The organism is Bradyrhizobium sp. S3.12.5, assembly GCF_040548225.1.
Classification (GTDB): domain Bacteria; phylum Pseudomonadota; class Alphaproteobacteria; order Rhizobiales; family Xanthobacteraceae; genus Bradyrhizobium; species Bradyrhizobium cytisi.
On sequence record NZ_JBEPRF010000015.1, the window covers coordinates 26,550 to 49,818 of the forward strand.

Genomic DNA, 23,269 nt, shown 5'->3' on the forward strand with positions numbered 1-23,269 from the left:
GGGAACTCTATACAAATTGATGGCCGTTCATTGCGGCCGGTTGCGACGCCATGAGATCATGGCGCCGGGGCACGCTGTTTGCTCGATTGTGTTGATTTATTTTGGCGGTTTGTGAAGGCCGATGGCAGGATCGATCATAGCGCGCGGAAGGATGGATCGCCGGCTGCGCGCCATCGTCCGGCACTCGCTGGCGACCCTGCTCGCGACCACGGCGCTCGGCATTGTCGCCGCGCACGCCGTGGACGCCACCTGGAGCGGCGTCAGCAGCGACTGGACAGATCCCGCCAACTGGTCGTTCCCCCCGAGCGTGCCGGACGTGACCGCGACGTTCACCAGCACCGGCGCCACTTCGATCGACAACTTCAACGGCATCGTCACCGTCGGCACGCTCCAGTTCACGAACACCGCGCAAGCCTACGCCTTCACGCTGTTCAACCCGTTCATCATCAACGCAGCGGGTGTCATCAACAATTCGGGCAACACGCAGACTTTCGAAGTCACCTCCGGCAACAATCTGGTCTTTCAGAACAGCAGCACTGCGAGCGGCGGCACCGGGGCTGTGACTATCACGAACGATGCCGGCGGCACCGTCAACTTCATCCAGAACAGCACGGCCGGAAACGTAACCGTCACCAACAACAGCTTCGTCACGTTCGAGGATTTCAGCTCGGCCGGCGGCGCCTTCATCACCAACAATCTCAACGGCCAGATCGATTTCTTCACCAGCGCCTCGGCCGGCACCGCGACGATCAGCAATGCCGCGGGAGCGTCGCTGAACTTCCACAGCAACACCACCGCCGCCAGCTCGGCCATCACCAACAACGGCACGGTGACCTTCGATGGCTCCGCCACCGCTGGCAATGCCACGATCACCACCAACAACGCCGCAACCACGAATTTCACCGGCACGAGCACCGGCGGCAACGCCCGCTTCATCACCAACGCCAGCGGCACCGTCGATATCTCCGGCCTGACCAGCGGCGGCTTGACGTCCGGGTCGATCGAAGGCGCGGGCAATTACGTGCTCGGCGCCAACACGCTCACCACCGGCAGCCTCAACACCTCGACCCAGGTCGACGGCGTGATCTCCGGCAGCGGCGGCGGACTGACCAAGGTCGGCACCGGCACGCTGACGCTGACCGGCGTCAACACCTACACGGGCGCGACGACGGTCTCGGCCGGAACGCTGGCATTGTCGGGCTCCTCTAGCATCCAGAGCTCCAGCCTCGTGACCGTGAACGCGACGCTCGACATCTCCGCGGTCCCCTTTAGTTTTGCCGCCGTCTCGACGCTGGCCGGCAATTCCAGCGGCGTCGTGAACCTCGGCAGCAACGCGCTCGTCGTCCTCAACGCCTCGACCGAGTTCGCGGGCGTCATTCAAGGCACTGGCGGATTCGACGTCTCCAACGGAATTCAGACGCTGTCGGGCGTGAACACCTATACGAACGCCACCCAGATCGACGCGGGCGCGACGCTGGCGCTAAAGGGTAGCGGATCGATCGCGAGCTCCGCGTTCGTCGGCTTCGCCAATGTTGGAGCAACGCTCGATATTTCCCAGACCACGTCCGGTACATCGGTTACAGGGCTGTTCTCCTTGGCGCGTGTGGGCATCGTCGCGTTGGGATCGAAGACGCTGACGATCACCAACGGCAGCTTTTTCGGTGGCGTGATCCAGGATGGCGGCATCGCCGGCGGCACCGGCGGCAACCTTGCAATCGCCAACGGCGCCACGCAACAGCTTTACGGCACGAACACCTATACCGGCACCACGACGATCGCGAGCGGCGGCGAGCTGGATCTCATCAATTTCGGCGGCAACGGCAGCATCGCGACCTCGACAAACGTCATCGCCAACGGCATCTTCGACATCTCGGGCCTGAGCGGCGGCACCTCGATCAAGTCGCTGTCGGGCTCCGGCAACGTCAATCTCGGCGCCAACACGCTGACCATCACCAACGGCAACGGCAGCTTCGCCGGCGTCATTGGCGACGGCGGCGCCGGCGGCGGCCTCACCATGGCCGGCGGCACGCAGACGCTGTCCGGTGCCAATACCTATATCGGCGCGACCACCGTGAACGGCGGCAAGCTTGTCGTCAACGGCTCGATCGTGAGTGCGACGACCGTCAACGCCGGCGGCACGCTTGCAGGCTCCGGAACCGTCGGCAATGTCGCCGTCAGCGGCGGCACGCTGGCGCCGGGCAGCGCGGCAAACCCGTTCGCTCCGCTGACGGTCAACGGACCCCTCAGCTTCACCGCGGCCTCGACTTATCTGGTGCAGGTCTCCTCCACCACTGCCAGCCTCGCCAACGTCCTTGGCACAGCCACGCTCGGCGGCGCGACGGTGAGTGCGAACTTCATCTCGGGTACGGTCCAGAAGCAGTACAAGATCCTGTCCGCGACCGGCGGCTTCGGCGGCACCAGCTTCAATTCGGCCGTCGTCTCCAACATGCCGACGATCAACGCGACGCTGAGCTACGGCAGCAACGACGTGTTCCTCAACATCGGCGTCAACTTCACGCCGAGCGGCGGCGGTCTCACCGTCAACCAGCAGAACGTCGCCAACACGCTGACTAATTTCTTCAACGCGACCGGCGGCATTCCCGCCGCCTTCGCCGCGCTGACGCCCGCGGGGCTGACCACGGCCGCCGGCGAGCTCGGCACCGGCATCATCCAGTCCGCGATCAACGCCGACGGCCAGTTCCTCAATTTGATGCTCGATCCAACGATCGCGGGCCGCAGCGGCGGCTTCGCCAAGGCCGGCAGCGTCGCGCAGTACGCCGAGAGCGATGACCCGGCCGCCTATGCGTCGATGCGCTTGGCCACCGCGCGCGAGCGCGAGGCCTTTGCGATGGCGACCAAGGCGCCGCTGCTGTCGTCGCAGCCGATCAATCGCTGGAGCGTCTGGGCGGCCGGCTATGGCGGCTCGGCGCAGGTCGGCGGGAATGCCGCGGTCGCCTCGCAGGACCTCACCGCGCGGGTCTGGGGCGGCGCGGCCGGCGCCGACTACCGGATTTCGCTGGACACGCTCGTTGGCTTCTCGCTCGGCGGCGGCGGGCTGAACTACTCGCTTGCCAACGCGATGGGCGCAGGCTCCGCGGACCTGTTCCAGGCCGGCGTCTATGGCCGGCACAATTTCGGCCCGGCCTATATCGCCGCCGCGCTGGCCTATGGCTGGCACGACGTCACCACCAATCGCACCGTAGCGCTGGCCGGCGCCGACCAGCTCCAGGGCCGGTTCAAGGCCGACACCTTCTCGGCCCGCTTCGAGGGCGGCTATCGCTTCACGACCCCGCTGATCGGCATCACACCCTACGCAGCCGCGCAGGTGACAAACTTCAACCTGCCGAACTATTCCGAAGTCAGCCTCAATGGCGGTGGCCTGTTCGCGCTGAACTATGCCGCGCAGTCGCTGACCGACACCCGCTCCGAGCTCGGCCTGCGCACCGACAAATCCTATGCGATGCAGAACGGCGTGCTGACCCTGCGCGGCCGCGCCGCCTGGGCGCACGACTACAATCCGAGCCGCGCCGTCACCGCGCTATTCCAGACCCTGCCAGGCGCGAGCTTCGCCGTGAACGGCGCCAGGGTCGACGCCGATTCCGCCCTTGTCAGCGCCAGCGCGGAAATGAAATGGCTGAGCGGCTTCTCGATCGCCGGCACCTTCGACGGAGAGTTCTCCGGCAACGTCACCAGCTATTCCGGCAAGGGCGTGCTCAAGTACAGCTGGTGAGCCGGTGCCCTACTTCCCCGCCTGCCACTGGCCGGAAACACCCAAAATCATCCTGACGCGGCCGGTGCTGGCCTCGTTCAGGGCCGTGGCTTGGGGCACCTGGACGTCGAGTTGATCGACGAACAGGAACGGCATGCCGGCCTCGAGATCGTACAGCACCTTCTGCAGCGCGGGCTGCTCCAGCTCACAGCTGACGACGAGGCCGACAAAGCCATCCTTCAGTTGCGCGCCCGAGACGTCGACCTGAGAGGACTGCACCGAGCCGCCGACATTGGCGACCGCGGCCGCAACCCGCTGCAGCAGGTTGGCGCCTGCGACCGTCACCGTCGGTCCCTCCAGGAACGGCGTGCCGGGATGTTCGGCCGAGATCGCCGCGGCATTCTTGGCGGCGCCCTTGCGGCCGCGCAGCTGGTCGAGCAGGTCGGAGGTCTGCGCCAGGGCTTGGCGGTGGGCGATGACGTCGGCGATCGACAGGCCCGCCGTCAGCAACAGCCCGGCCGTCACCGCGACATAGAGCGTGACCGCGATCAGCGGCGAGGCGGCGAGCCACCGCGCGACCGCGTTTCCGCTTGCCATCCCGCCGCTGCTCATGCCGCTTTTCATGCCGTTTTTCATGGCGCATTCCTCGGCTCGATCTGCGCCTCGATGTGAAAGCGCTCGCCGGGATCGGTGGAGCTGCGCGTGGTCGGGGCGTAGAAGGTCGCGCGGGTAAAATGCTGGGACTGCTCGATCAGCGGGATCAGCGAGGGCGCATCGCGGGTGATGCCGGCAATCTGGAGCTTGTTGCCGGCCAGATGCATCTCGGTGACGTAGGTGTGGTCGGGCAGCAGACGGCTCAGCGATTCCAGCACGATCACGCTCGCCGGCGTGTCGTACTTGCGCCGCTCCAGCAGCGCCAGCGGCGATCGCTCGCCGCCGTCGGCACCGCGGATCGCGGCGCGGCGTTGGGTGATCTGTCGCTCGAGCTCGCTCTCCTGCGCGCTCAAACTGTCGGCCAGATAGCCCGCGAAGATCGAACCGAGTACGGCGGCGATCGCGGCGATGGCCAGCACCGCCTGCAGCGTCCGGCTCAACCGCGCCGGGTCGATCGCGCCGCGCGACTTCTGCTCGAACACCTTGATGCGCCCGCCCTCGGCCGGCTCGGTCAGAACCGCGATCGCGGACGGATGAAATCCGGACACCGCCTCGACATAGCCCATCGCAAGCCGGCGCGGTGCGGCCGCGATCATCGTGGTGATGCCCTCGCTGCCCTGCGCCACCGGCGCGCTGCAACCGAACACGGCGTCGCCCGCGCTCCACGGCGTCAGCCGATCGATCTGCGCGCGCACGATGCCGTCGAGGAAATCGGCCGCGCGCGCCGGCAGCTCCAGCGGACGGAACAGGAAGCGCGCCGGCCGCAGCACGATCTCGACGCGGCTGCCGCGGACGATCTGCGCCAGATTGGCGGCCGCAAACTTGCCGTCCTCGAACGCGATCTCCTTCGCCGCGTTCTCCAGCTTCGCAGCCTCCAGCGCGAAGGTGCCGCTCTCGTCCTCGATCAGCCGTACCAGGCGCGGCGACACCATCCGCTCCAGTCCGGCGACGATGGCACCGGCCACCGTGCCGGTCCAGGCGTCGACAATGGTACGAATGGAACTGAGCGAGCTCATCTCACAGAGGCTTTCCGGCGGAGCCGTCGAAGGCATTGTGCCACGACAATACACGATAAGGCTCATCGCCGCTTTCGAGAAGCAGGATGACGATCTCGGCCGAGCTCTGCCGGTGCGATGGCGCCTCGGCGGCAACCGTCACGCGGTAGGCCTTCGAGCCCTCGATCGTCGCGCTGGCGCTGCCGGCGAGCCCAATCAGGGACCGCGGGTCCAGGTTGGGATCGGCACGGTCGCGCAGCAGGCGTTGCAGGGTCTCCGGCGTCATATTCGGCAGCGCCGCCACCACCTGCGGCGCGGCATCCAGCACGTTCACGCTGCGCATGTTGCTGAACACGGTGACGAAGGGCAGCACGTGCTCGATCACCGCCGGCGGAATGCCGCGCACCAGCCACAGCTCATCGCTGTGCGGAAACGGCGCATGGCGCGGCAGGTAGGGCGCGCCGAGCGTGCGGTAGTAGGAATCTTCCGGATTGTCCTGGCCGGTCTCCGTCGACGACCGCCACGCCAGGATCCGGTCGGCGTAGTCAGGCGCGTCCGACGCCGAGACGCCGAGCCCCATCATCAGGCCTGCGAGGACGGCTTTCGGCGCCATGTTGAGATCGATGCGTGCCGCCTCCGAGCGGAACGTCACGGCCACCCGGCCCGCCCCGACGCGGGCATTGAAGGTGCCGCTGGTCGGGCGCGTTGCCTCGCCTTGCGCGGTCAGCCGGTAGGCCGCGAGCTCGAGGCCCGCATTCATCAATGCATCGGCCTGCAAGCGGTCGGTGTTAACGGCGACCGTGACCGCGGTGTTGGTGACATAGGTCAGATAGATCAGCGCGAGCGTGGCCAGCGCAGCCAGCATCCAGAGCACCACGATGACGATGAAGCCGCGCTCTTCGCCAAGTATTCCCTGGCCAAGTATTTCCTGGCCAAGTGTTCCCCGACCCTGCGCCGCGCCATTCACAGCTGCTGATCCTCTTTTTTCTCCGCCTGTTGCGGCCTTGTGCCCGCCACACAGGTCGTCGGATTCTTGGCCCGCGCGCATTCGGCCGGCGCCGTGATATGCAGCAGCACGGCGGCCGAGACCGCCAGCACCTGACCAGTGGCGCCGTCGCGCACCGTGATGCGGATGCGATCCGGCAGTTGCGACTGCCCCTGCCAGGTCGGCTGCCACTGCCTATCGGGCCCGGCATAGGCAAAACTGACGCGGAACGGCGCGCGGATCAGCACCACCTGGTCGACGAAACGGATCCGTCCGTCGGTCGGCATCGGCTGAAACGGCGCGCGCTCACGCACCAATGCCAACCCCCGCGCGTCGGCCTTCTCGATCAGGCGGATGAATTCCAGGCCCGGGCGCGCGCTCGGGCCGAGCGCGGTGCGCAGGAAGGTCACCGATAATTCGGCACCGTCGAACAGCGGCACCCTGGCGTCGCCGTTCACGGTCATCTGCTCCGCGACGGAGAGATCGGCGACGATGCGGTCGAGCCCGGTGGCGAGGCGCTCCGCGCGCTGCACCCGCGCAATACCGCGATTCCAGTTCGGCAGCCACTGTGCCGTCACCGTCGCGAGCGCGGCCAGGATCACGGTCATCAGCAGCGTCGCCAGCAGCACTTCGAGCAGAGTGAAGCCCGCCTCGGAAGCGCAGGCGCGGCGCAGGCGTTTCATGACACGTTTCATGACGCGTTTCTTGGCGCGTTTCTTGGCGCGGATCATTGCGTCGACCTCGGCACCAGCTTCACCGTCGTAACCAGGATCGCGCTACCGTCGGCGCGCTGGAGCCGCAAATTGACTGCAAGTGGCACGAAGCGATCGGTGGCGGGATTGCCGCCGGCAACATTCATCGGCGCAATATCGACGCGCCAGCGGCTGCCGGCGAGCTGCCCGCTCTGCCGGCCGGGTTTCAGCAGTCCACGCGCCGGCAAATCCGCAAGCAGGGTCTCGGCCGTGCTGGCCAGCGCCAGGTGCTGGTCGATCGAGCGCGTGCCCTTGGTCGTGACTGATATGACCGAGCCGATGGTTCCGAGCACGATGGCGATGATCGCGAGCGCGACCAGTGCCTCGATCAACGTGAAGCCGGCGGCGCCGTCAGAGCAGCTTCTGCGGGACAATCTCGACGCCTCCGGTCAGCCAGTTGACGCGCACCTCATAACCCATGCCGGGCCGCGCCAGCGCGATCGTCCCGCCGCACGACATGCCCGACGGAAAGAAATCGATCGACCGCCCCGTGGCGCGATCGGCGCAGCGCGAAGCCAGCGTCGCCTCCACGACCACGTCGCGCGGCAGGCGGATGGTCTGCCCAGTGACACCGGAGCGGATCGCGCGCGCCTCCGCATCGACCTGGGTTGCGACCCTGACCTGACGGCGCAGCGCGCTGTTGCGATCGGATTTCAGCAAAGCCGCGGTCTCGACCGCGTAACTCTCGAGCTTCGCCCGCGTCGTCGAGCGCGGGATCGCCGGCAGAATGATCGCCGCAAGCAGTCCGATGATCGCGAGCACGCACAGGATCTCGATCAGCGCGAAGCCTTGTGCATCGAAGGCTTGCACATCGCGAACTGGCTTAGCGTGCACCGCTGACAATGTCGGCTGCCGTTCCACTGCCGCCTTCCTGACCGTCTGATCCGAGCGAGATAATGTCATAGGGACCGCTGGCGCCCGGCGACCGATAGACATAGACGTGGCCCCAGGGATCGTTAGGCACCACGCCGCCGCGCAAGTAAGGCCCGTTCCAGCCGGTCTGGTTGTTGCTGCGCGTCAGCCCGGTGAGGCCCTCATTCGACGTCGGGTAGCGGCCGAGATCGAGATAGTAGAGGTCGAGCGCGCTGGAGAAGCTCTCGATCTGGATTTTCGCCGCCTTGGCCTTGGACTCGCTGAGATAGTTCAGCACCCGCGGGCCGACCAGCGCCATGATCATGCCGATGATGGTGATGACGACGAGCATCTCGACCAGGGTGAAGCCGGCCTCTCCGCAGGGGGCGCGCCGCAGGCGTCGCCTTGACGATGGATATCTGGTCACTTCATGCCCCTCCCATTACACCCGTCTAACCGACAATCTGGCTCACCGACATCAGCGCCGTCATCACCGATGTGATCAGGCCGCCGACAACGAGCGAGATCGCGATGATCGCCGCAGGCCCCGCAATACCGACCGCGCGGTCGAGCGTACGCTGCAGCTTCACCTCATAAAACTCGGCGACCCGGCCGGACAGCATCGGCAACTGCCCCGTCTCGTCGCCGAGCCTCAGCATGCGCACCGCCATCGCCGGCAGCGCGTCCGTTTCGGCGAGCGCGTCGGAGAGCTTTGAGCCATGGCGGACTCGGTCGGCAGCATCGCTCCAGACCGCGGACGGGCCCGTCGTTGCCATCATGTCGATTAGGATGCGCAGCGTTGTGGTGAGGTTGACGCCGCTACCGAGCAGCAAGCCGAGATTGCGGCAGAACAGCGCCGTGCGGTACGAGCGCATCACGTTGCGGATCGCCGGCAGCCGCGTGATCGCATTGGTCATGCCGCTGCGGACGCGCTCCTGACGCAACAGCAACCAAGCGGCGAGGATCGTGGCAGCAAGCCCGGCCAGCACCGCCTCTGAATTGCCGCGCAAAAACGTCGAGATGTTCAGAAACACGCCGACGATCGGATCGACCTTGGCGCCGAAATCCTGCAAGACGCTGGCAAATTGCGGCAGCACAAAAGTAAGGAAGAACAGCAGCACGCAGCCAGCCGCGCCGAGCACGAAGATGGGATAGCGGATCGCATCCGTCAGGCGCCGCTTCAGCGCCTCGCCGCGCGCGCGTTCGCCGGCCAGTACCTCCAGCACCTGATCCAGCGATCCCGATGCTTCGCCGACCCGCACCAGCGCGATGTACATCGGTGGAAACAGCCCCTCATGTCGCGCCAGCGCCTCGCCAAAGCTCTCGCCGGAGACGACGTGCGCGCGGATGTCGGCGACGACGGACCTCAGCCGTCCGAAATCCGGATCGGCGGCGAGCAGCTCCAGCCCGTCATTGATGCGGGCGCCGGCGCGCAGCAGCAGCGCGAGGTCGCGGGTGAAGATGGTGACGTCCTCGGCCTTCGGCCTGTTAAAGAGGCTGAGCGCGCCACGCGTCGCGCCGCCCTCTTCCGGCGTGACGTTGTCGACCAGCACCAGGCCAAGCCGCTCGATCCGCTGCGCCACGTCGCCAGACGCGGGCGCAGCGATGGCCCCGGAGACCAGTTCGCCATTGGCATTGAGCGCGCGATAGCGATAGTTCGGCATGGTTCTACCGCACCGTCGTGACGCGGAAGACCTCAGGCACCGTCGTCAACCCGGCCCGGCATTTGGCGACAGCATCCTCGAGCATCGTCGTCATGCCGCTCCGCATCGCGGCGGCGTCGATGGAGTGGGAGTCAGTCTGCGGCCCGATCAGCGTACGGACCTCGTCGGACATTTCGAGGATCTCGAACACGCCGTTGCGGCCGCGATAGCCGGTGCCGCCGCAGCGTTCGCAGCCGCCGGCCTCGTGCACGACCTCGCCGCACTTGAAGCCGATCACGGCAAAGCGCGGGTCCTTGGCGAAATCGGCCTCGGTCAGCGCGTGCGGCACCTTGCAACGATCGCACAGCATTCGCACCAGCCGCTGCGCCACCACGGCGCGCAGCGTCGACTTGAGCAGGAAACCCTCGATGCCGAGATCGATCAGGCGCGGCACGGCCGCAGCCGCGGTCTCGGTGTGCAGCGTCGTCAGCACGAGATGGCCAGTGAGCGCGGCATGGATCGCGATATGCGCGGTCTCGGCGTCGCGGACCTCGCCGACCATGATCACGTCGGGGTCCTGGCGCACGAAAGAGCGCATGGCGGACGCGAAGGTCAGGCCGATCGACGGCTTGACCTGGGACTGGTTGATGCCGGGGATCTCGTACTCGACGGGATCCTCGATGGTGAGGATCTTGCGGGTCGGCTCGTTGAGGATCGACAGCATGGTGGCAAGCGTCGTGGTCTTGCCGCTGCCGGTCGGACCCGTGATCACGATCATGCCGTGCGGCATCGCGAGCAGCCGCGTCATCACGTTCTCGTCGCGCGCGCCGAGCCCGAGCTTGCTCATCTCCAGCAAGCCGCGGTCTCGTGGCAACAGGCGGATCACGGCGCTCTCGCCATGCTGCGTCGGCATGGTGGCGACACGGACGTCGAGCTCGCTGCGTCCAACGCGGACACGCGCCGCGCCGTCCTGCGGCAATCGCCGTTCGGCGATATTGAGGCTGGCGAGAATCTTGATGCGCGAGATCAGCGCCTGCGGCGGGATGCCGTGCGGCGACGGTAGTGCGCGCAACAGGCCGTCGACGCGCATGCGCACTACCAGACCAGCGCGGAACGGCTCGACATGGATGTCGCTGGCGCGCAGATCGACCGCGCGCTCCAGGAGATCGTTGAGCGCGCGCACCACCGGCGCACCGCTGGCGAGATCGCGCAGGCTCTCGATGTCGTCGTCGGACTGCGCCGTGCGGCCGTTGCTTTGGTCTGCATTCGCATCGTCGGCATCGGCTCGCTGATCCAGGACCGTCGTAATGTCCTCATATGACGCTACGACGACATCGACCGGCGTTCCGAACACGATTTCCGCTGCACGAATGGCCGCCGTGTCGGAGGGATCGGCAACAGCCAGGCGAAATCCTCCATCCGGCGCGCCAAAGGGAAAGATGGTGGATTCTCGCAAAAATCGCCGCGAAAAACCTTCGAGTCGAGGCGTGGTCGTGAGCAGTTGCGGAAGGCTCATGCGCGGCAGAGCAAAATAATCGGACAGCTCGTCGGCGAACTCCGCCGCCGACAGATCAGTAGCCTCCCAAAATTCACGCAGCGGACGCGTCAGTGCCGGATTGGCCGACCGTTCCACACGGGCATGCGCTCGCGGCGGCAGCGAATATTTTTCCAGGAGGTGCTGCCTGAAGCTATCGGCGGAACGGTCGCGCATCGCATTCACAGCGTTGACCTTGTTACTTGAATACAACAGCTTTGGCGGAGCACGGAAGGTCCTTTGCCCTTGACTTATTTCTTAGCAAAAACATAATCGTGCGGCAAATTATTGCGCGTCCGAGCCAAGGGGGATCGGATGCTTTATTCTCGCAGCGTTGGTAGGCGTATCTTGTTTGAAGTGGTCCAGCCGCTTTTGCGCCTGCGCTCAGCGTTGACTGGTACGCTTGTCCTTTTGTCGTCCGCGTTCCTGCTCACCGCCTGCATCGTCACAGCCGACCAATCCGTCGAAGCGGACCCCAAGGATCCGCGCGCCCAGGATCTTGTCGACAAAATCCGCGCCCTCGATCTCCAGCCGCGGCAACCTGCGGATGCAGGGGCAAGCGGCATCGGTCAGGCGAAATCGTCCAAACCTGCGATCTATCTCAGCGATGGTGCATCGCCGCAGGGCGGCGGTCTTGTCGAGCGCGACGATGGCGGCGGCAGTGGCTATGATCTCAATTTCGAGAACGCCCCAGTGGCGACCGTCGCAAAGGTCATCCTCGGTGACGTACTCAACGTTGGCTACACCATCGATCCCCGCGTGCAGGGGACCGTGACGCTCGCCTCGGTGCGTCCGGTGCCCAAGGCGGATGCGGTCTATGTGCTGGAGAATGCGCTGCGCATGTCCGGCGTGGCGCTGGTGCGCGACCGCACCGGTTATCGCCTGCTACCGGCGCCGGAGGCCGGGCCCGGCGGCATCGACCGCTCGGCAAGCACCGAAGCCGGCCAGGGCATCACCGTTGTGCCGCTGCGCTACACGTCGGCACAGAACATCTTCAAGCTGCTCGATGCTTTCGGCGTGAAAGCCTCGACCATGCGCCCCGACAATTCCCGCAACACCCTGATCGTCAGCGGCAGCGGAACGGACCGGGCGACTGCGGTCGACACAATTCTGTCATTCGACGCCGACTGGATGCGTGGACAATCGGTCGGCATCTTCCCTGTGCGCAATTCCTCGCCCGAGCCTGTCATCGCCGAGATCGAGAAGATCATGGACTCCGGCGAAGGCGGCATGGGCCAGAACGTCATCAAGCTCCAGCCGATCGCACGGCTCAACTCGATCCTCGTGGTGAGCCAGAAGCCGGAATATCTGAAGCGCGCGCAGACCTGGATTGCGCGGCTCGACCGTTCCGATACCGACGGCGTGAACCTGAAATCCTATCCGTTGCGCTACGGCAATTCCAAGCTCGTCGTGGCGATGCTCAACGACATGCTGTTCAACCAGAGCGCGACGAGCAGCTCGACGCTCGACAGCGGGTCGAGCCAGGTCGCGCCCGGTGCGGGCATCGCGACGTCGACCTCAACTAATCCTGTCGCCTCACTGAGCGCACTGCCGACGGCTGCGTCCGGCGCCGCGACCCCGGTCACCGGAGCTCCGGGATCATCATTCAGCGCCCGCCCCGCGCCTGCCGCGGCCACAACACCTGCGCTGGACAACAGCGCCGGTGGATTGTCGGGCAACGGCAATGGCGCGAAGTCCGGCATCAACGGCATCCTGCAGAACGTGCGGATCACCGCCGACGTCACCAACAATGCCGTTCTCGTCTATGCCAACCAGGACGCACAGCGCGTCGTCGAGCAGACGATACGCCAGATCGACCGGCCGCAGCGCCAGATCGCGATCGAGGCGACGATCGCCGAGGTGACGCTGAACGACCAGTTGAACTACGGCGTGCAGTTCTTCCTGGCGAGCCAGAAGGGCTCGATCTCCAACACCATCTCCGGCGTCAGCAATGCCGCGACTGTTGGCAGCGGTGCCGTCGAAGCGGCGTCCAACGCCGTCAACGCCGCGTCCGGCGCGCTGCTCGGACGTGTCTTGCCGGGCTTCAACTTCCTGATCGGCTCGGAAAACTCGCCGCGGGTCATTCTCGACGCGCTGCACGGCGTCACCAATGTCAAGGTGTTGTCGAACCCGTCGCTGGTGGTGCTCGACAACCAGCCGGCGACGTTGCAAGTCGGCGACCAGGTGCCGTTCTCGACCGGCACCGCAACGGTGCTGACCGCCAACAACACCGTGGTCAACACCATCGACTACAAGAACACCGGCATCATCCTGCGCGTGCTGCCGCGCGCCAATGCCAACGGCAATGTCGTGCTCGATATCGAGCAGGAAATCTCGAGCGTGGCCGCCGGCAGTGCCAACTCGCTGACCCCAACGATCTCGCAGCGCCGGGTCAAGAGCTCGATCGCGGTAACGAGCGGACAGACCGTGCTGCTCGCCGGCCTGATCAGCGAGACCGAAAACAAGCAGCGCCAGGGCCTGCCGATCCTGGATTCCATTCCAGGCATGGGGGACGCCTTCTCGCACCAGACCACCGCACGCGCACGGACCGAGCTGATCCTGTTCATCCGCCCGACCGTCATCAAGGACGGGGTCGATGCGCACGTCATCGCCGAGGAGATGCGCAGCAAGATGAACAGTCGCCTGGTCGGGACCAGCAATCCCGTGGTCACCGTCAGCCCCCCCAAGACTGCGCGCTGACGGCGTGACCGGGGAAGACGCGCATGATGGGATACGTACCCCGCTCGTCCTCAGCCTCGCGCTGCTCGTCGCCGTGTTCGCAAGCCTCGTCACGGCCCCCGCCGCGGAAGGCCTCTATGGCGCGTTTCTGGCCGCTCTCATGCTCGCCATCGCCGCAAACGATGCCCGCCATTATCTGATCCCGAATGAGCTGACCGGGGCCGCTTTCGCGCTCGCCCTGCTCCGCGCCGCCGCCTTCGTGCCCGATATGGGCGCCGAGGCGCTGCTCTGGCCGGTCGCGCGCGCCGTGACCGTGGCGCTTCCGCTGCTGCTCCTGATGGTGGCCTATCGGTATTGGCGCGGCCGCAACGGACTCGGGCTCGGCGACGTCAAGCTCGCCGCCATCAGCGGGGCCTGGCTCGACCTTGCGACGGTGGCCGCGGTGATCGAACTCGCGGCGCTGCTCGCGATCGGGGCCTATGTCGCCAATACGGCATTGCAAAGGAAACCGTTGCGCGGGACCGCCTTCCTGCCGTTCGGCCTGTTCCTGGCGCCGTCGATCTGGATCGGCTGGCTGGGCGAAACCTGGTATCTGAACCGGCTCGGCGGTTGGCCCGGCTAAGGCTTGACACGATGACGATAAATCTTCGTAAGGGCGCAATTTGCCTGCGGCCGTCCCCTACTGTGCATGGGCTTGTTTTCGGCTTTTTGCCGGACGGACCGTGGGCAAGCCCGTCAGTGCTCGCGGCTCGGCGCCCATTCCAGTGCCCGCAGGCGAGCCTGGGCGATCTCTCCGCGCGTCATTTTGGTGGTGACCGCATCACGGATCCGCGCCCGGGCCTCGCGCACCCGCGGCGGCGATGCGGCAGTCGCCAAGTTCAGCCATTTCGAGGCTTCGACGATATCCTGCGGCACGCCAAAGCCGCGATCGTAGAGCAGCCCGAGCGAATATTGCGCGCGGCTATCACCCTGCTCCGCCGCGCGGCGGTACCACATCGCCGCTTCCGTATAGCTCTGCGGCACGCCACGGCCGGTCTCGAACAGCAAGCCGAGATAGGACTGCGCCCCCGCATTGCCGCGCTCGGCGAGCGGGATGAACACGCGAGATGCCGTCACATAGTCCTGCCGCTGAAAGGCGGACAAGCCCTGGCCGAGCGACTGGGCCTGGAGCGGGATCGCGCGCAGAAACAGCAGCAGCGCGACAGCCCACCCGGCCCACCGAAGCAGCCCGCCCCGGCGCCGGAATCCACAATCGCATATGCTGAAAAATGTCATGCCGTTCCACATGCGCACAAGCCTAGTCCCGCGATGTGACGGAATCCAGAGCGGCGGTTGAACGGGGAGCGCAGATGGCCCGCGCAGAGGCTCGTTCCACGAGATTTTCTCAAAGTGGCGCATGGCTGGCTGCGACAGTCGGCGCTTGCCGCATGACCTTTAGACACTATGGTGGGCTCGCAGTTTATCCCCGGAGCGCCAATATGCCCTCTCCTCACGCTTCCGAAGCCCTGTCGCGCTTCACCGTGCTCGATCTGACCCGCGTCCGGTCGGGGCCGACCTGTGTGCGGCAGCTCGCTGACTGGGGCGCCACGGTGATCAAGATCGACGCGCTGACCGAGGATTCCGGCGGCGAACAGCCGGGCGGCCCGCGTCGGGGCTCCGATTTCCAAAATTTGCATCGCAACAAGCGGGCCATGACGCTGAACTTGAAGGACGAGCGGGGGCTTGCCGTGTTCAAGCGCCTCGCCGCCAAGGCCGACGTCGTGGTCGAGAATTTCCGCCCCGACGTGAAGAAGAAGCTCGGCATCGACTATGAGACGCTGCGCGAGATCAACCCGCGCATCGTCTATGGCAGCATCTCCGGCTTCGGCCAGGACGGCCCCTATCACAAGCGCCCGGGCTTCGATCAGATCGCGCAGGGCATGGGCGGGCTGATGTCGATCACGGGCGCGCCGGGGGAAGGCCCGATGCGAGTTGGCATTCCCGTCGCGGACCTGACGGCCGGCCTGTTCTGCGCCATGGGCATCCTCACCGCGCTGCTCGAGCGCGAGATTTCGGGCAAGGGCCAATGGGTGCAGACATCGCTGCTCCAGGCCCAGATCTTCATGCTCGACTTCCAGGCCGCGCGCTGGCTGATGGAGAAGGAAGTCGCCGAGCAGGCCGGCAACAACCATCCGACCAGCATCCCGACCGGCGTGTTCAAGACCTCGGACGGCTACATCAACATCGCCACGACAGGCGGGCGGATCTGGGAGCGCTGTGCCCAGGCGATCGGCGCGCCGGAACTCTACAGCCATCCCGATTATGCGACAGCCTCTGCCCGTTCCAAAAACCGCGATGCGCTCAACGCCGAGATCGAGAAGCGCACAGTGACGAAGTCGACCGAGACCTGGGTACGCGAATTCAACGAGGCCGGTGTGCCCTGCGGGCCGATCTACGCCATCGACCAGGTGTTCGAGGACGCCCAGGTCAGGCATCTCGGCATCGCCCAGAACGTGCCGAACGAAGAAGACCGCCATATCCGCCTGGTCGGCCAGCCCGTCACGCTGTCGCGTACGCCAAGCAAGATGGTGGCGCGGCCGCCGGAATTCGGCGAGCACACCGAGGAGGTGCTCAACGAGTTCGGTTTCAGCGACAGCGAAATCGCCGGACTTCGACAAGCCAAGGTTGTCTAGGCGATTGACCTTAGACCAGGTTCCGGACGTCTCAGCCCGAGGCGGCCTTAGTCCGCCTGGTCAAACCGAGACGTCCGAGTGCGGCATCGATCAGCGGCCAGAAAAACAGCACGATCGCCAGCGTCGTGATCGAGCCGACCAGACCGTTCGACCAGAACACTTTGAGGTCGCCGCCCGAACCGATCATCGACAGGCGGAAGGCATCCTCGGCGCGGTTGCCGAGCACGAGCGCCAGCGTGAACGGCGCCAGCGGAATGCCGATCTTCTTGAAGACATAACCGACGACACCGAAGCCGAGCATCAGCCAGATGTCGAACATCGCATTCTGGATCGCATAGGCGCCGATCGCGCAGGACACCACGATCATCGGCGCCACCGCCGCGAACGGCACGCGCAGGATCGAGGCGAAGATCGGCACCGTCGTCAGCACCAGCACGAGTCCGACGACATTGCCGAGATACATCGAGGCGATCAGGCCCCAGACGAAATCCTTGTGCTCGATGAACAGCAGCGGTCCGGGATTGAGCCCCCACACCATCAACCCGCCGAGCAGGATCGCAGCCGTGCCGGAGCCGGGAATGCCGAGCGCCAGCATCGGCAGCAGCGCCGAGGTGCCGGAGGCATGCGCAGCCGTCTCCGGCGCGAACACGCCCTCGATACGGCCCTTGCCAAAGCTCTCTGGATCCTTGGAAAAGCGCTTGGCGAGATTGTAGCCCATGAAGGACGCCGCGATCGCGCCGCCCGGCGTGATGCCGAGCCAGCAGCCGATGAAGGAAGAGCGCAGCAGCGTCACCCAGTATTTCGGCAGGTCTTTCCACACGCTCAGCACGACGCGCAGCGAGATGCTCGCCGCGTGCCCGCGCAGAGCCAGCCGCTCCTCCATCGTCAGCAGGATCTCGCTAATGCCGAACAGGCCGATGACGGCCACGAGAAAGTTGATGCCGCGCAAGAGCTCGGACGAGCCGAAAGTCATGCGCAGCTGGCCCGACACCGTGTCCATGCCTATGCCTGCGAGCAACAGCCCGAGCGACATCGAGATGAGCGTCTTGTGCTTGGCCTCACGCCCGAGGCCGACGAAGGAGCAGAAGGTCAAGAGATACACCACGAAGAACTCGGGCGGGCCGAACTTCAGCGCAAAGGACGAGATCATCGGCGCGAGGAAGGTGATGAGCAGCACCGCGACCAGCGAGCCGATGAAGGACGACGTGAACGCCGCGGTCAGCGCCTCTGCCGCCCTGCCCTGCTGCGCCATCGGATAGCCGTCGAAGGTGGTGGCGACCGACCAGGCTTCGCCGGGGATGTTGAACAGGATCGAGGTGATCGCGCCGCCGAACAGCGCGCCCCAGTAGATGCAGGACAGCATCACGATCGCCGAGGTCGGATCCATCGTGAAGGTGAGCGGCAGCAGGATCGCAACGCCGTTGGGGCCGCCGAGACCCGGCAGCACGCCGACGAAGATGCCAAGCACGAGCCCGACCATCATCAGCACGAGCGTCTTCCACGTGAGCAGGACGGCGAAGCCGTGAAGCAGGAGACCGAAAGCTTCCATCGCGGGTCCGCCTAGTAGCCGAAGGCCGCTTCGAGCGGGCCCTTCGGCATGATGACGTCGAAGGCGATGTCGAAGGTGACGAACATGATCGCCGTGAACAGGAAGGCGGTGACCAGCGACTTCCACAGCGCGATCTTGCCGATCGCCCGCATGAAGCCCGCGATCAGCAGGAAGCTCGCGACGTAGAGACCGAGGAACTGCGTCACCAGGCAGAACAGCAGCGTCGGCACGAACACCGCCATCACCCGGCGCGCCTGCGCGCGCGTGACGAAGGTTTCGGCGGCCCCGCGGCGCGTGAGGAGCGCGGCGATCAGGCCATAGAGGCTGCCGCCGCCGAGGACGAGGCAGAGATAGAACGGGAAATAGCCGGGCTCAGGCCCGGTCGAATCCCAGGATGCCCCGGTCCGCCAATTGTCGTAGCCGAGGATCGCTGCCAGCGCGAGCAGCAGCAGGCAGACGATCATTTCGACCGTGCCCGAGCTAGTGACGGAAGGCGAGTTTTCCTCAGGCGCGGTCGGATCGTCGACGACGATTTCGAGATCGGTTTGGGACATGCTCTGCCAAATCAAAATGCGCGGTCATCATCCGCGAAGGCGGATGATCCAGTATTCCAGCTGCGGCGAGGAGTACGGATAAGCTTCGGCGTACTGGATGCCCCGCCTTCGCGGGGCATGACGTGGAGGTGGGATCACTTCGCGACGAATCCGGCTTCCGTCATCAGCGACTTGTTGGTGGCATCGTCCTCCTCGAGGAATTGCACCATGTCCTTGCCGGTGAGGAAGATCGGCTTCAATGCCTGCTTTTCCATGTAGTCCTTGTATTCGGCGGTCTGAGTCACCTTGTGGAACAGCTCGACATAGAACGCCTGCTGCTCCGGCGTGACCTTGCCGGGCAGGAACATCGCGCGCAGCATCAGATACTGGACGTCGATGCCCTCCTCCTTGCAGGTCGGGATGTCGGCCCAGGACTGCGTGTCGGTCACCTTGCTGGTGTAGGCGATGCGCTCCTTGTCGAACACGCAGAGCGGTCGCACCTGGCCGGCGCGCCAGACTTCGAGATTTTCGCTAGGGTTATTGACGTTGGATTCGGTGTGGTTGCCGACGAGCTGGGTCGCGGCCTCGCCGCCGGACTTGTAGGGCAGGTAGGAGAATTTCGCACCGGTCTTCTGCTCGAGGAAAACGGTCAGCACGTGATCCTCGCGCTTGGAGCCGGTGCCGCCCATCTTGAACGGGGCGCTCGCCGCCTTCGCGGCGTCGACGAATTCCTTCACCGTCTTCGGGCCGGCGCTGTTGTCCCACAGCACGAACTGGTCGAGCGCGATCACCGAGACCGGGGTCAGTTCGCGCCAGTTGAACGGGATCTTGGCCGACAGCGGCAGCATGTAGATCAGCGAATAGGCGATCAGCACCTTATTCGGATCGCCCTCGCTGGACTTCATGTACATCAGCGCTTCCGCACCCGACGCGCCGCCCTTGAGCGAGACCACCATCGGCTGCTTCATCAGATTGTTCTTCTGGATCGCGGCCTGCATCATCCGCGCCATCTGGTCGGAGGCGCCGCCCGCGCCCGCGGCCACGACGATCTCGACCGGCTTGGTGGGCTCCCAGCCGGCAAAGGCTGGCGCGCTCAACAACAAGGCCGTCGCAGCTCCGACGGCTTTCACTGGAATTCGCACGAGTTTCGTCCCCTGGTTCTTATTGGCTTTGTGACGCCGGGAAATCTATCGATGCATTGTGCGGACTAAAGATCGCGAGTTCAAGCAGGCGGACATTCGGCCGCATATGACTTTCGGCTGACGAAGCGCGCGCTATTTGCCCCTACTTGCCCTTCCAGTTCGGCGTGCGCTTGTTGAGGAAGGCGTCCATGCCTTCGCGGAAATCTTCGCTCATATAGGCCTTGAGGATCAGGTCCTCGCCCTGTTCGCGCGACAGCGTGGGGCGGATGCGGCGCACCGCTTCCTTGGTCGTTTCGAGGGTTAGCGGAGCGTGGCTCGCGACGAGCTTTGCGGTCTCGTCGGCGCGGCGCTGCAGCGTCTCGACATCAGGGACGATTTCGGTGAGCAGCCCGAGCGACAGCGCTTCCTGCGCCTCGACCAGTCGCGCCCTGAAGATCAGATCCTTGGTGCGGGCCGGCCCCACCAGCGAAACGACGCGGCTGATATTGGACATCGACAGGCAGTTGCCGAGCGTGCGCGCGATCGGGAAACCCATGCGCGTCGTCTCGGTGCCGATCCGGAGATCGCAGCAGGCGGCGATGCCGGCGCCGCCACCGGTGCAGGCCCCCGCAATGGCCGCGATCACGGGCACGCGGCACTGCTCGAGCGTGCCGAGCACCCGGTCGATCCGCGCCTCGTAGTCGAGCGCATCCTGCGCCGTCTTGAACGCGCGGAATTGCGAGATGTCGGTGCCGGAGGCAAACGCCTTGTCGCCGGCGCCGGTGAGGATCAGCGCCTTGATCGAGCGGTCGGCGTTGATGTTCAGGCAGATCTCCGCCATGCGATCATACATGGCGAAGGTCATTGCGTTGCGCGCCTGCGGGCGGTTGAAGGTGATCCGCGCGATGCCGTCCGTGACGGAGTAGAGCAGGTCTTCGTTGGTCGTCGTCGGGGCGTTCATCGCGCGCTCACTTTCCAAGTTAGTTCAGGCCACCTGAGCTTTGGCCATAGGCACTGCGTCGCGCCCCTTCAGGACGTCCATGGCCGCCAGCACGCCGCCGCTCCGGTGCGGAATCTTCGCTAGATCCAGGCCCATCTCGACGCCGGCGAGCGTACCCATCAGCATCAGATCGTTGAAATGACCGATATGGCCGATGCGGAACACCTTGCCCTTGACCTTGTTCAGGCCGGTGCCGAGCGACATGTCGAAGTTTTCCAGCACCACCTTGCGGAAGGCGTCAGCGTCGTGGCCGTCAGGCACGCGCACGCCGGTCAGCGCCGGCGAATGCGCGGCGGGATCGGCGCACTGCGTCTCGAGACCCCAGACCTCGGCCGCCGCGCGCGTCGCCGCGCTGTGACGCTTGTGGCGGGACCAGACGTTCTCCAGCCCCTCCTCTTCCAGCATCTTGACCGCTTCGCGTAGGCCATAGAGCAGATTGGTCGCAGGCGTGTAGGGGAAGGTGCCGAGCTTATTGAAGGAGATCACTTCCTGCCAGTCCCAATAGGAGCGCATGCCGGGATTGGCTTTGGCAACGTTGAGCGCCTTCTCCGAGACGGCGTTGAAGCCGAGACCGGGCGGCAGCATCAGGCCCTTCTGCGAGCCGGCGACCGAGACGTCGATGCCCCAGGCATCGTGCTCGTATTCCATCGAGCCGAGACCGGAGATGGTGTCGACCATCAGCAGCGCCGGATGTTTTGTGCGGTCGAGCAGCTTGCGCACTTCGAGCGGCGGCGTCACGCAGCCGGTCGAGGTCTCGTTGTGGACGACGCAGACCGCCTTGATCGCGTGCTGCTTGTCGGCGACGAGGCTCTTCTCGATCTCGGCGAGGTCGGCGCCATGGCGCCAGTCGCTCGGGATGAAGTCGACGTCGAGCTTGAACTTGTCGGCGATGCCGCGCCACAACACGGCGAACTGGCCGGTCTCGCACATCAAAACCTTGTCGCCGGGCGCGAGCACGTTCACCATCGCCGCTTCCCAGGCGCCGGTGCCGGACGACGGGAAGATGATCACGGGCTGCTTGGTGCGGAACACGCGCTGCATCGCCGCAAGCGCGGCAAAACCAAGCTCGGCGAACTCCGCACCGCGATGGTCCAGCGTCGGCATGTCCATCGCCCGCAGCACGCGGTCGGGCACGTTGGTCGGTCCTGGAATCTGGAGAAAATGCCTTCCAGTATGCACGGTCATAGGCGTCCTTCCCGGTCTAGCCTTGTTTTGATGGCCGCCGAATAGCACCATTTGACCGGCTTGTCCCCTCTCCAAAGGGAGACTCCCATGCCTAACCGGGGACCCTCCGCCGCTCCTACTCCGCGGCCACCACCTTGCCGGACGGCAGGCGCCCCTCGGCCTCCGTAAACGGGCGTTCCGGGTGCATCAGGAAGGCCGAGAGGCCGCCGAGCAGCAACAGCCCCATCGACATCAGGAACGGCAGGTACCAGTTTCCGGTCGCATCGATCACGAAGCCGGCGACCAGCGGGGAGACGATGGCTGCAAAGGCTGAGCCGGTGTTCATGAGTCCGGACGCGGTCCCCGAATATTTTGGGGCAATGTCCATCGGGATCGACCACATCGGGCCGATCACGAGCTCGGCGCAGAAGAAGCCGGCCGACAGGCACAGCGCGACGATCGTGATGTCGTGGACGAACAGGATGGGGAACAGCGAGAGCAGCGCCCCCGCAAATCCCGTGACGGTGACGCTGAGCCGCGCCAGGCGGACATTGCCGGTGCGGTCGAGGATCTTGTCCGAGATCACGCCGCCGACGCTGTCGCCGATCACACCGGCGAAGAAGACGCCGGAGGCGAACAACGCCGAGTTCTTGATGTCGAGATTGTAGTTGTTCTTGAAGAACAGCGGCAGCCAGTTGAGATAGAGCCACAGGCACCAGCCGTAGCAGAAATAGGTCAGCGTCACCGGCCACATCCGCCCCAACAGCGGGCTCCAGGGCACGCGCGGACGCTCGCCGGTCGGGCGCGGCGGCAGCACGGCGAGCTCTGCTTCCGTGATGGCAGCGTGGTCTTTCGGCTCGTTGCGGAAGTACCAGACCCAGATCACGCCCCAGACGAGGCTGACGAAGCCGAGCACGACGAACGCGCCGCGCCAGGTCAGCCACAGGATCAGGAGCGCCACCACCGGCGGCGTCACGGCATTGCCGAGCCGGGCGAAGGAATGGGTCAGGCCTTGCGCAAAACCACGGCGGTTTGCCGGTGTCCAGTACTGCATCGCGCGCGTCGCGGTCGGGAACGTCGCGCCCTCGCCGAAGCCGAGCGCGAAGCGCGCGACGAACAGTGCGGCAAGTCCGTTGACGAAGCCGGTCGAGATGGTGGCAACCGCCCAGATCATGCCGCACCAGAACAGCGTCTTGCGCGGCCCGAAACGGTCACCGACCCAGCCGCCGATCACTTGAAACAAGAGATAAGGATAGGCGAAGGCGGAGAAGACCAGGCCGAGCTGCGTGTTGGAGAGAGCGAGCTCCTTCTGGATCTCGCTCGCCGCGGTGCCGATGTTCACCCGGTCGACATAGGTGATGAAATACATCGCGCAGAGCATCGCCAGCACGACATGCGTGGCCTTGAACCGAATTCCCATCTCCACC

20 protein-coding genes are annotated in these 23,269 nt (G+C 65.4%); 4 read left to right on the top strand and 16 right to left on the bottom strand.

Translation table 11 applies throughout. The features are described 5' to 3' along the window. Nucleotides 1-151: 151 nt before the first annotated feature. Nucleotides 152-3,730 carry an autotransporter domain-containing protein gene (locus tag ABIC09_RS22645; protein ID WP_354110599.1) on the top strand — a complete coding sequence of 1,193 codons (3,579 nt, stop codon included), beginning with the start codon at nucleotides 152-154 and terminating at the stop codon, nucleotides 3,728-3,730. 9 nt (nucleotides 3,731-3,739) lie between these two features. Here the strand turns inward: ABIC09_RS22645 and gspM are convergent, their stop codons facing one another. Genes gspM through ABIC09_RS22690 form a run of 9 tightly spaced genes read right to left on the bottom strand, consistent with a single transcriptional unit; the run spans nucleotide 3,740 to nucleotide 11,301 of the window. Next, nucleotides 3,740-4,345 carry a type II secretion system protein GspM gene (gene gspM / locus ABIC09_RS22650; RefSeq protein WP_246229856.1) on the bottom strand — a complete coding sequence of 202 codons (606 nt, stop codon included), beginning with the start codon at nucleotides 4,343-4,345 and terminating at the stop codon, nucleotides 3,740-3,742. Then, nucleotides 4,342-5,379 (bottom strand): PilN domain-containing protein, encoded by a 1,038-nt coding sequence (locus tag ABIC09_RS22655; protein WP_354110600.1) that lies wholly within the window; start codon nucleotides 5,377-5,379, stop codon nucleotides 4,342-4,344. The genes gspM and ABIC09_RS22655 overlap by 4 nt, the downstream gene beginning before the upstream one ends. Before the next feature lies 1 nt (nucleotide 5,380). Further along, nucleotides 5,381-6,325 carry a type II secretion system minor pseudopilin gene (locus tag ABIC09_RS22660; RefSeq protein ID WP_354110601.1) on the bottom strand — a complete coding sequence of 315 codons (945 nt, stop codon included), beginning with the start codon at nucleotides 6,323-6,325 and terminating at the stop codon, nucleotides 5,381-5,383. Next, the gene (locus ABIC09_RS22665) at nucleotides 6,322-7,038 is read right to left on the bottom strand and encodes a hypothetical protein (protein ID WP_354110602.1); all 717 of its coding nucleotides are present in this window, start codon (nucleotides 7,036-7,038) and stop codon (nucleotides 6,322-6,324) included. Before ABIC09_RS22665 ends, ABIC09_RS22660 begins: the two co-directional genes overlap by 4 nt. Nucleotides 7,039-7,070: 32 nt before the next feature. Then, nucleotides 7,071-7,469: a type IV pilus modification PilV family protein gene (locus tag ABIC09_RS22670; protein WP_354110603.1), complete on the bottom strand. Its 399-nt coding sequence runs from the start codon at nucleotides 7,467-7,469 to the stop codon at nucleotides 7,071-7,073. Continuing rightward, complete coding sequence (locus tag ABIC09_RS22675) at nucleotides 7,447-7,956, bottom strand: prepilin-type N-terminal cleavage/methylation domain-containing protein (RefSeq protein ID WP_354110604.1); 510 nt, start codon at nucleotides 7,954-7,956, stop codon at nucleotides 7,447-7,449. Before ABIC09_RS22675 ends, ABIC09_RS22670 begins: the two co-directional genes overlap by 23 nt. Continuing rightward, nucleotides 7,919-8,374: a type II secretion system major pseudopilin GspG gene (gene gspG, locus ABIC09_RS22680; protein ID WP_354110605.1), complete on the bottom strand. Its 456-nt coding sequence runs from the start codon at nucleotides 8,372-8,374 to the stop codon at nucleotides 7,919-7,921. The genes ABIC09_RS22675 and gspG overlap by 38 nt, the downstream gene beginning before the upstream one ends. Before the next feature lie 25 nt (nucleotides 8,375-8,399). Further along, nucleotides 8,400-9,611, bottom strand: coding sequence for a type II secretion system F family protein (locus ABIC09_RS22685; protein ID WP_354110606.1), 1,212 nt, complete (start codon nucleotides 9,609-9,611; stop codon nucleotides 8,400-8,402). Between the two features lie 4 nt (nucleotides 9,612-9,615). Then, a complete protein-coding gene (locus tag ABIC09_RS22690) occupies nucleotides 9,616-11,301 on the bottom strand; it encodes a GspE/PulE family protein (RefSeq protein WP_502917692.1) in 1,686 nt (561 codons plus the stop codon). Between the two features lie 138 nt (nucleotides 11,302-11,439). Between ABIC09_RS22690 and gspD the strand changes: the two genes are divergently transcribed. Together gspD and ABIC09_RS22700 are read left to right on the top strand one after the other, a co-directional pair. Continuing rightward, entirely contained in the window at nucleotides 11,440-13,824 is a 2,385-nt protein-coding gene (gspD, locus tag ABIC09_RS22695) for a type II secretion system secretin GspD (protein ID WP_354110608.1), read from the top strand. A gap of 4 nt (nucleotides 13,825-13,828) precedes the next feature. Beyond that, a complete protein-coding gene (locus tag ABIC09_RS22700) occupies nucleotides 13,829-14,425 on the top strand; it encodes a prepilin peptidase (protein ID WP_354110609.1) in 597 nt (198 codons plus the stop codon). Between the two features lie 113 nt (nucleotides 14,426-14,538). Here ABIC09_RS22700 and ABIC09_RS22705 read toward each other — a convergent pair whose 3' ends face one another. Beyond that, complete coding sequence (locus ABIC09_RS22705; protein ID WP_354110610.1) at nucleotides 14,539-15,078, bottom strand: tetratricopeptide repeat protein; 540 nt, start codon at nucleotides 15,076-15,078, stop codon at nucleotides 14,539-14,541. A 203-nt stretch (nucleotides 15,079-15,281) separates the two neighbouring features. Here ABIC09_RS22705 and ABIC09_RS22710 point away from each other — a divergent pair, with 203 nt between their 5' ends. After that, nucleotides 15,282-16,475: a CaiB/BaiF CoA transferase family protein gene (locus ABIC09_RS22710; RefSeq protein ID WP_354110611.1), complete on the top strand. Its 1,194-nt coding sequence runs from the start codon at nucleotides 15,282-15,284 to the stop codon at nucleotides 16,473-16,475. Between the two features lie 31 nt (nucleotides 16,476-16,506). Here ABIC09_RS22710 and ABIC09_RS22715 read toward each other — a convergent pair whose 3' ends face one another. The 6 genes from ABIC09_RS22715 to ABIC09_RS22740 all read right to left on the bottom strand — a co-directional run bounded on the left by ABIC09_RS22715 (nucleotide 16,507) and on the right by ABIC09_RS22740 (nucleotide 23,262). Beyond that, a complete protein-coding gene (locus ABIC09_RS22715) occupies nucleotides 16,507-18,024 on the bottom strand; it encodes a tripartite tricarboxylate transporter permease (RefSeq protein WP_354110612.1) in 1,518 nt (505 codons plus the stop codon). An 11-nt stretch (nucleotides 18,025-18,035) separates the two neighbouring features. After that, nucleotides 18,036-18,578, bottom strand: a complete 543-nt coding sequence (locus ABIC09_RS22720; protein WP_354110613.1) for a tripartite tricarboxylate transporter TctB family protein — start codon at nucleotides 18,576-18,578, stop codon at nucleotides 18,036-18,038. A gap of 134 nt (nucleotides 18,579-18,712) precedes the next feature. Beyond that, nucleotides 18,713-19,687, bottom strand: coding sequence for a Bug family tripartite tricarboxylate transporter substrate binding protein (locus ABIC09_RS22725; protein ID WP_456678224.1), 975 nt, complete (start codon nucleotides 19,685-19,687; stop codon nucleotides 18,713-18,715). A gap of 154 nt (nucleotides 19,688-19,841) precedes the next feature. Beyond that, a complete protein-coding gene (locus ABIC09_RS22730; RefSeq protein ID WP_354110614.1) occupies nucleotides 19,842-20,639 on the bottom strand; it encodes an enoyl-CoA hydratase/isomerase family protein in 798 nt (265 codons plus the stop codon). Nucleotides 20,640-20,663: 24 nt separating this feature from the next. After that, complete coding sequence (locus ABIC09_RS22735; RefSeq protein WP_354110615.1) at nucleotides 20,664-21,863, bottom strand: pyridoxal-phosphate-dependent aminotransferase family protein; 1,200 nt, start codon at nucleotides 21,861-21,863, stop codon at nucleotides 20,664-20,666. A 115-nt stretch (nucleotides 21,864-21,978) separates the two neighbouring features. Then, nucleotides 21,979-23,262, bottom strand: coding sequence for an MFS transporter (locus ABIC09_RS22740; protein ID WP_354110616.1), 1,284 nt, complete (start codon nucleotides 23,260-23,262; stop codon nucleotides 21,979-21,981). Nucleotides 23,263-23,269 lie beyond the last annotated feature (7 nt).

Excerpts from the sequence above, each read along its gene's own strand:
- ABIC09_RS22645 (WP_354110599.1), top strand. The coding sequence starts at position 152 with ATGGATCGCCGGCTGCGCGCCATCGTCCGGCACTCGCTGGCGACCCTG.
- gspM (WP_246229856.1), bottom strand. The coding sequence starts at position 4,345 with ATGAAAAACGGCATGAAAAGCGGCATGAGCAGCGGCGGGATGGCAAGC.
- ABIC09_RS22655 (WP_354110600.1), bottom strand. The coding sequence starts at position 5,379 with ATGAGCTCGCTCAGTTCCATTCGTACCATTGTCGACGCCTGGACCGGC.
- ABIC09_RS22665 (WP_354110602.1), bottom strand. The coding sequence starts at position 7,038 with ATGAAACGTGTCATGAAACGCCTGCGCCGCGCCTGCGCTTCCGAGGCG.
- ABIC09_RS22685 (WP_354110606.1), bottom strand. The coding sequence starts at position 9,611 with ATGCCGAACTATCGCTATCGCGCGCTCAATGCCAATGGCGAACTGGTC.
- ABIC09_RS22690 (WP_502917692.1), bottom strand. The coding sequence starts at position 11,301 with ATGCGCGACCGTTCCGCCGATAGCTTCAGGCAGCACCTCCTGGAAAAA.
- gspD (WP_354110608.1), top strand. The coding sequence starts at position 11,440 with ATGCTTTATTCTCGCAGCGTTGGTAGGCGTATCTTGTTTGAAGTGGTC.
- ABIC09_RS22705 (WP_354110610.1), bottom strand. The coding sequence starts at position 15,078 with ATGACATTTTTCAGCATATGCGATTGTGGATTCCGGCGCCGGGGCGGG.
- ABIC09_RS22710 (WP_354110611.1), top strand. The coding sequence starts at position 15,282 with ATGCCCTCTCCTCACGCTTCCGAAGCCCTGTCGCGCTTCACCGTGCTC.
- ABIC09_RS22715 (WP_354110612.1), bottom strand. The coding sequence starts at position 18,024 with ATGGAAGCTTTCGGTCTCCTGCTTCACGGCTTCGCCGTCCTGCTCACG.
- ABIC09_RS22720 (WP_354110613.1), bottom strand. The coding sequence starts at position 18,578 with ATGTCCCAAACCGATCTCGAAATCGTCGTCGACGATCCGACCGCGCCT.
- ABIC09_RS22730 (WP_354110614.1), bottom strand. The coding sequence starts at position 20,639 with ATGAACGCCCCGACGACGACCAACGAAGACCTGCTCTACTCCGTCACG.
- ABIC09_RS22735 (WP_354110615.1), bottom strand. The coding sequence starts at position 21,863 with ATGACCGTGCATACTGGAAGGCATTTTCTCCAGATTCCAGGACCGACC.
- ABIC09_RS22740 (WP_354110616.1), bottom strand. The coding sequence starts at position 23,262 with ATGGGAATTCGGTTCAAGGCCACGCATGTCGTGCTGGCGATGCTCTGC.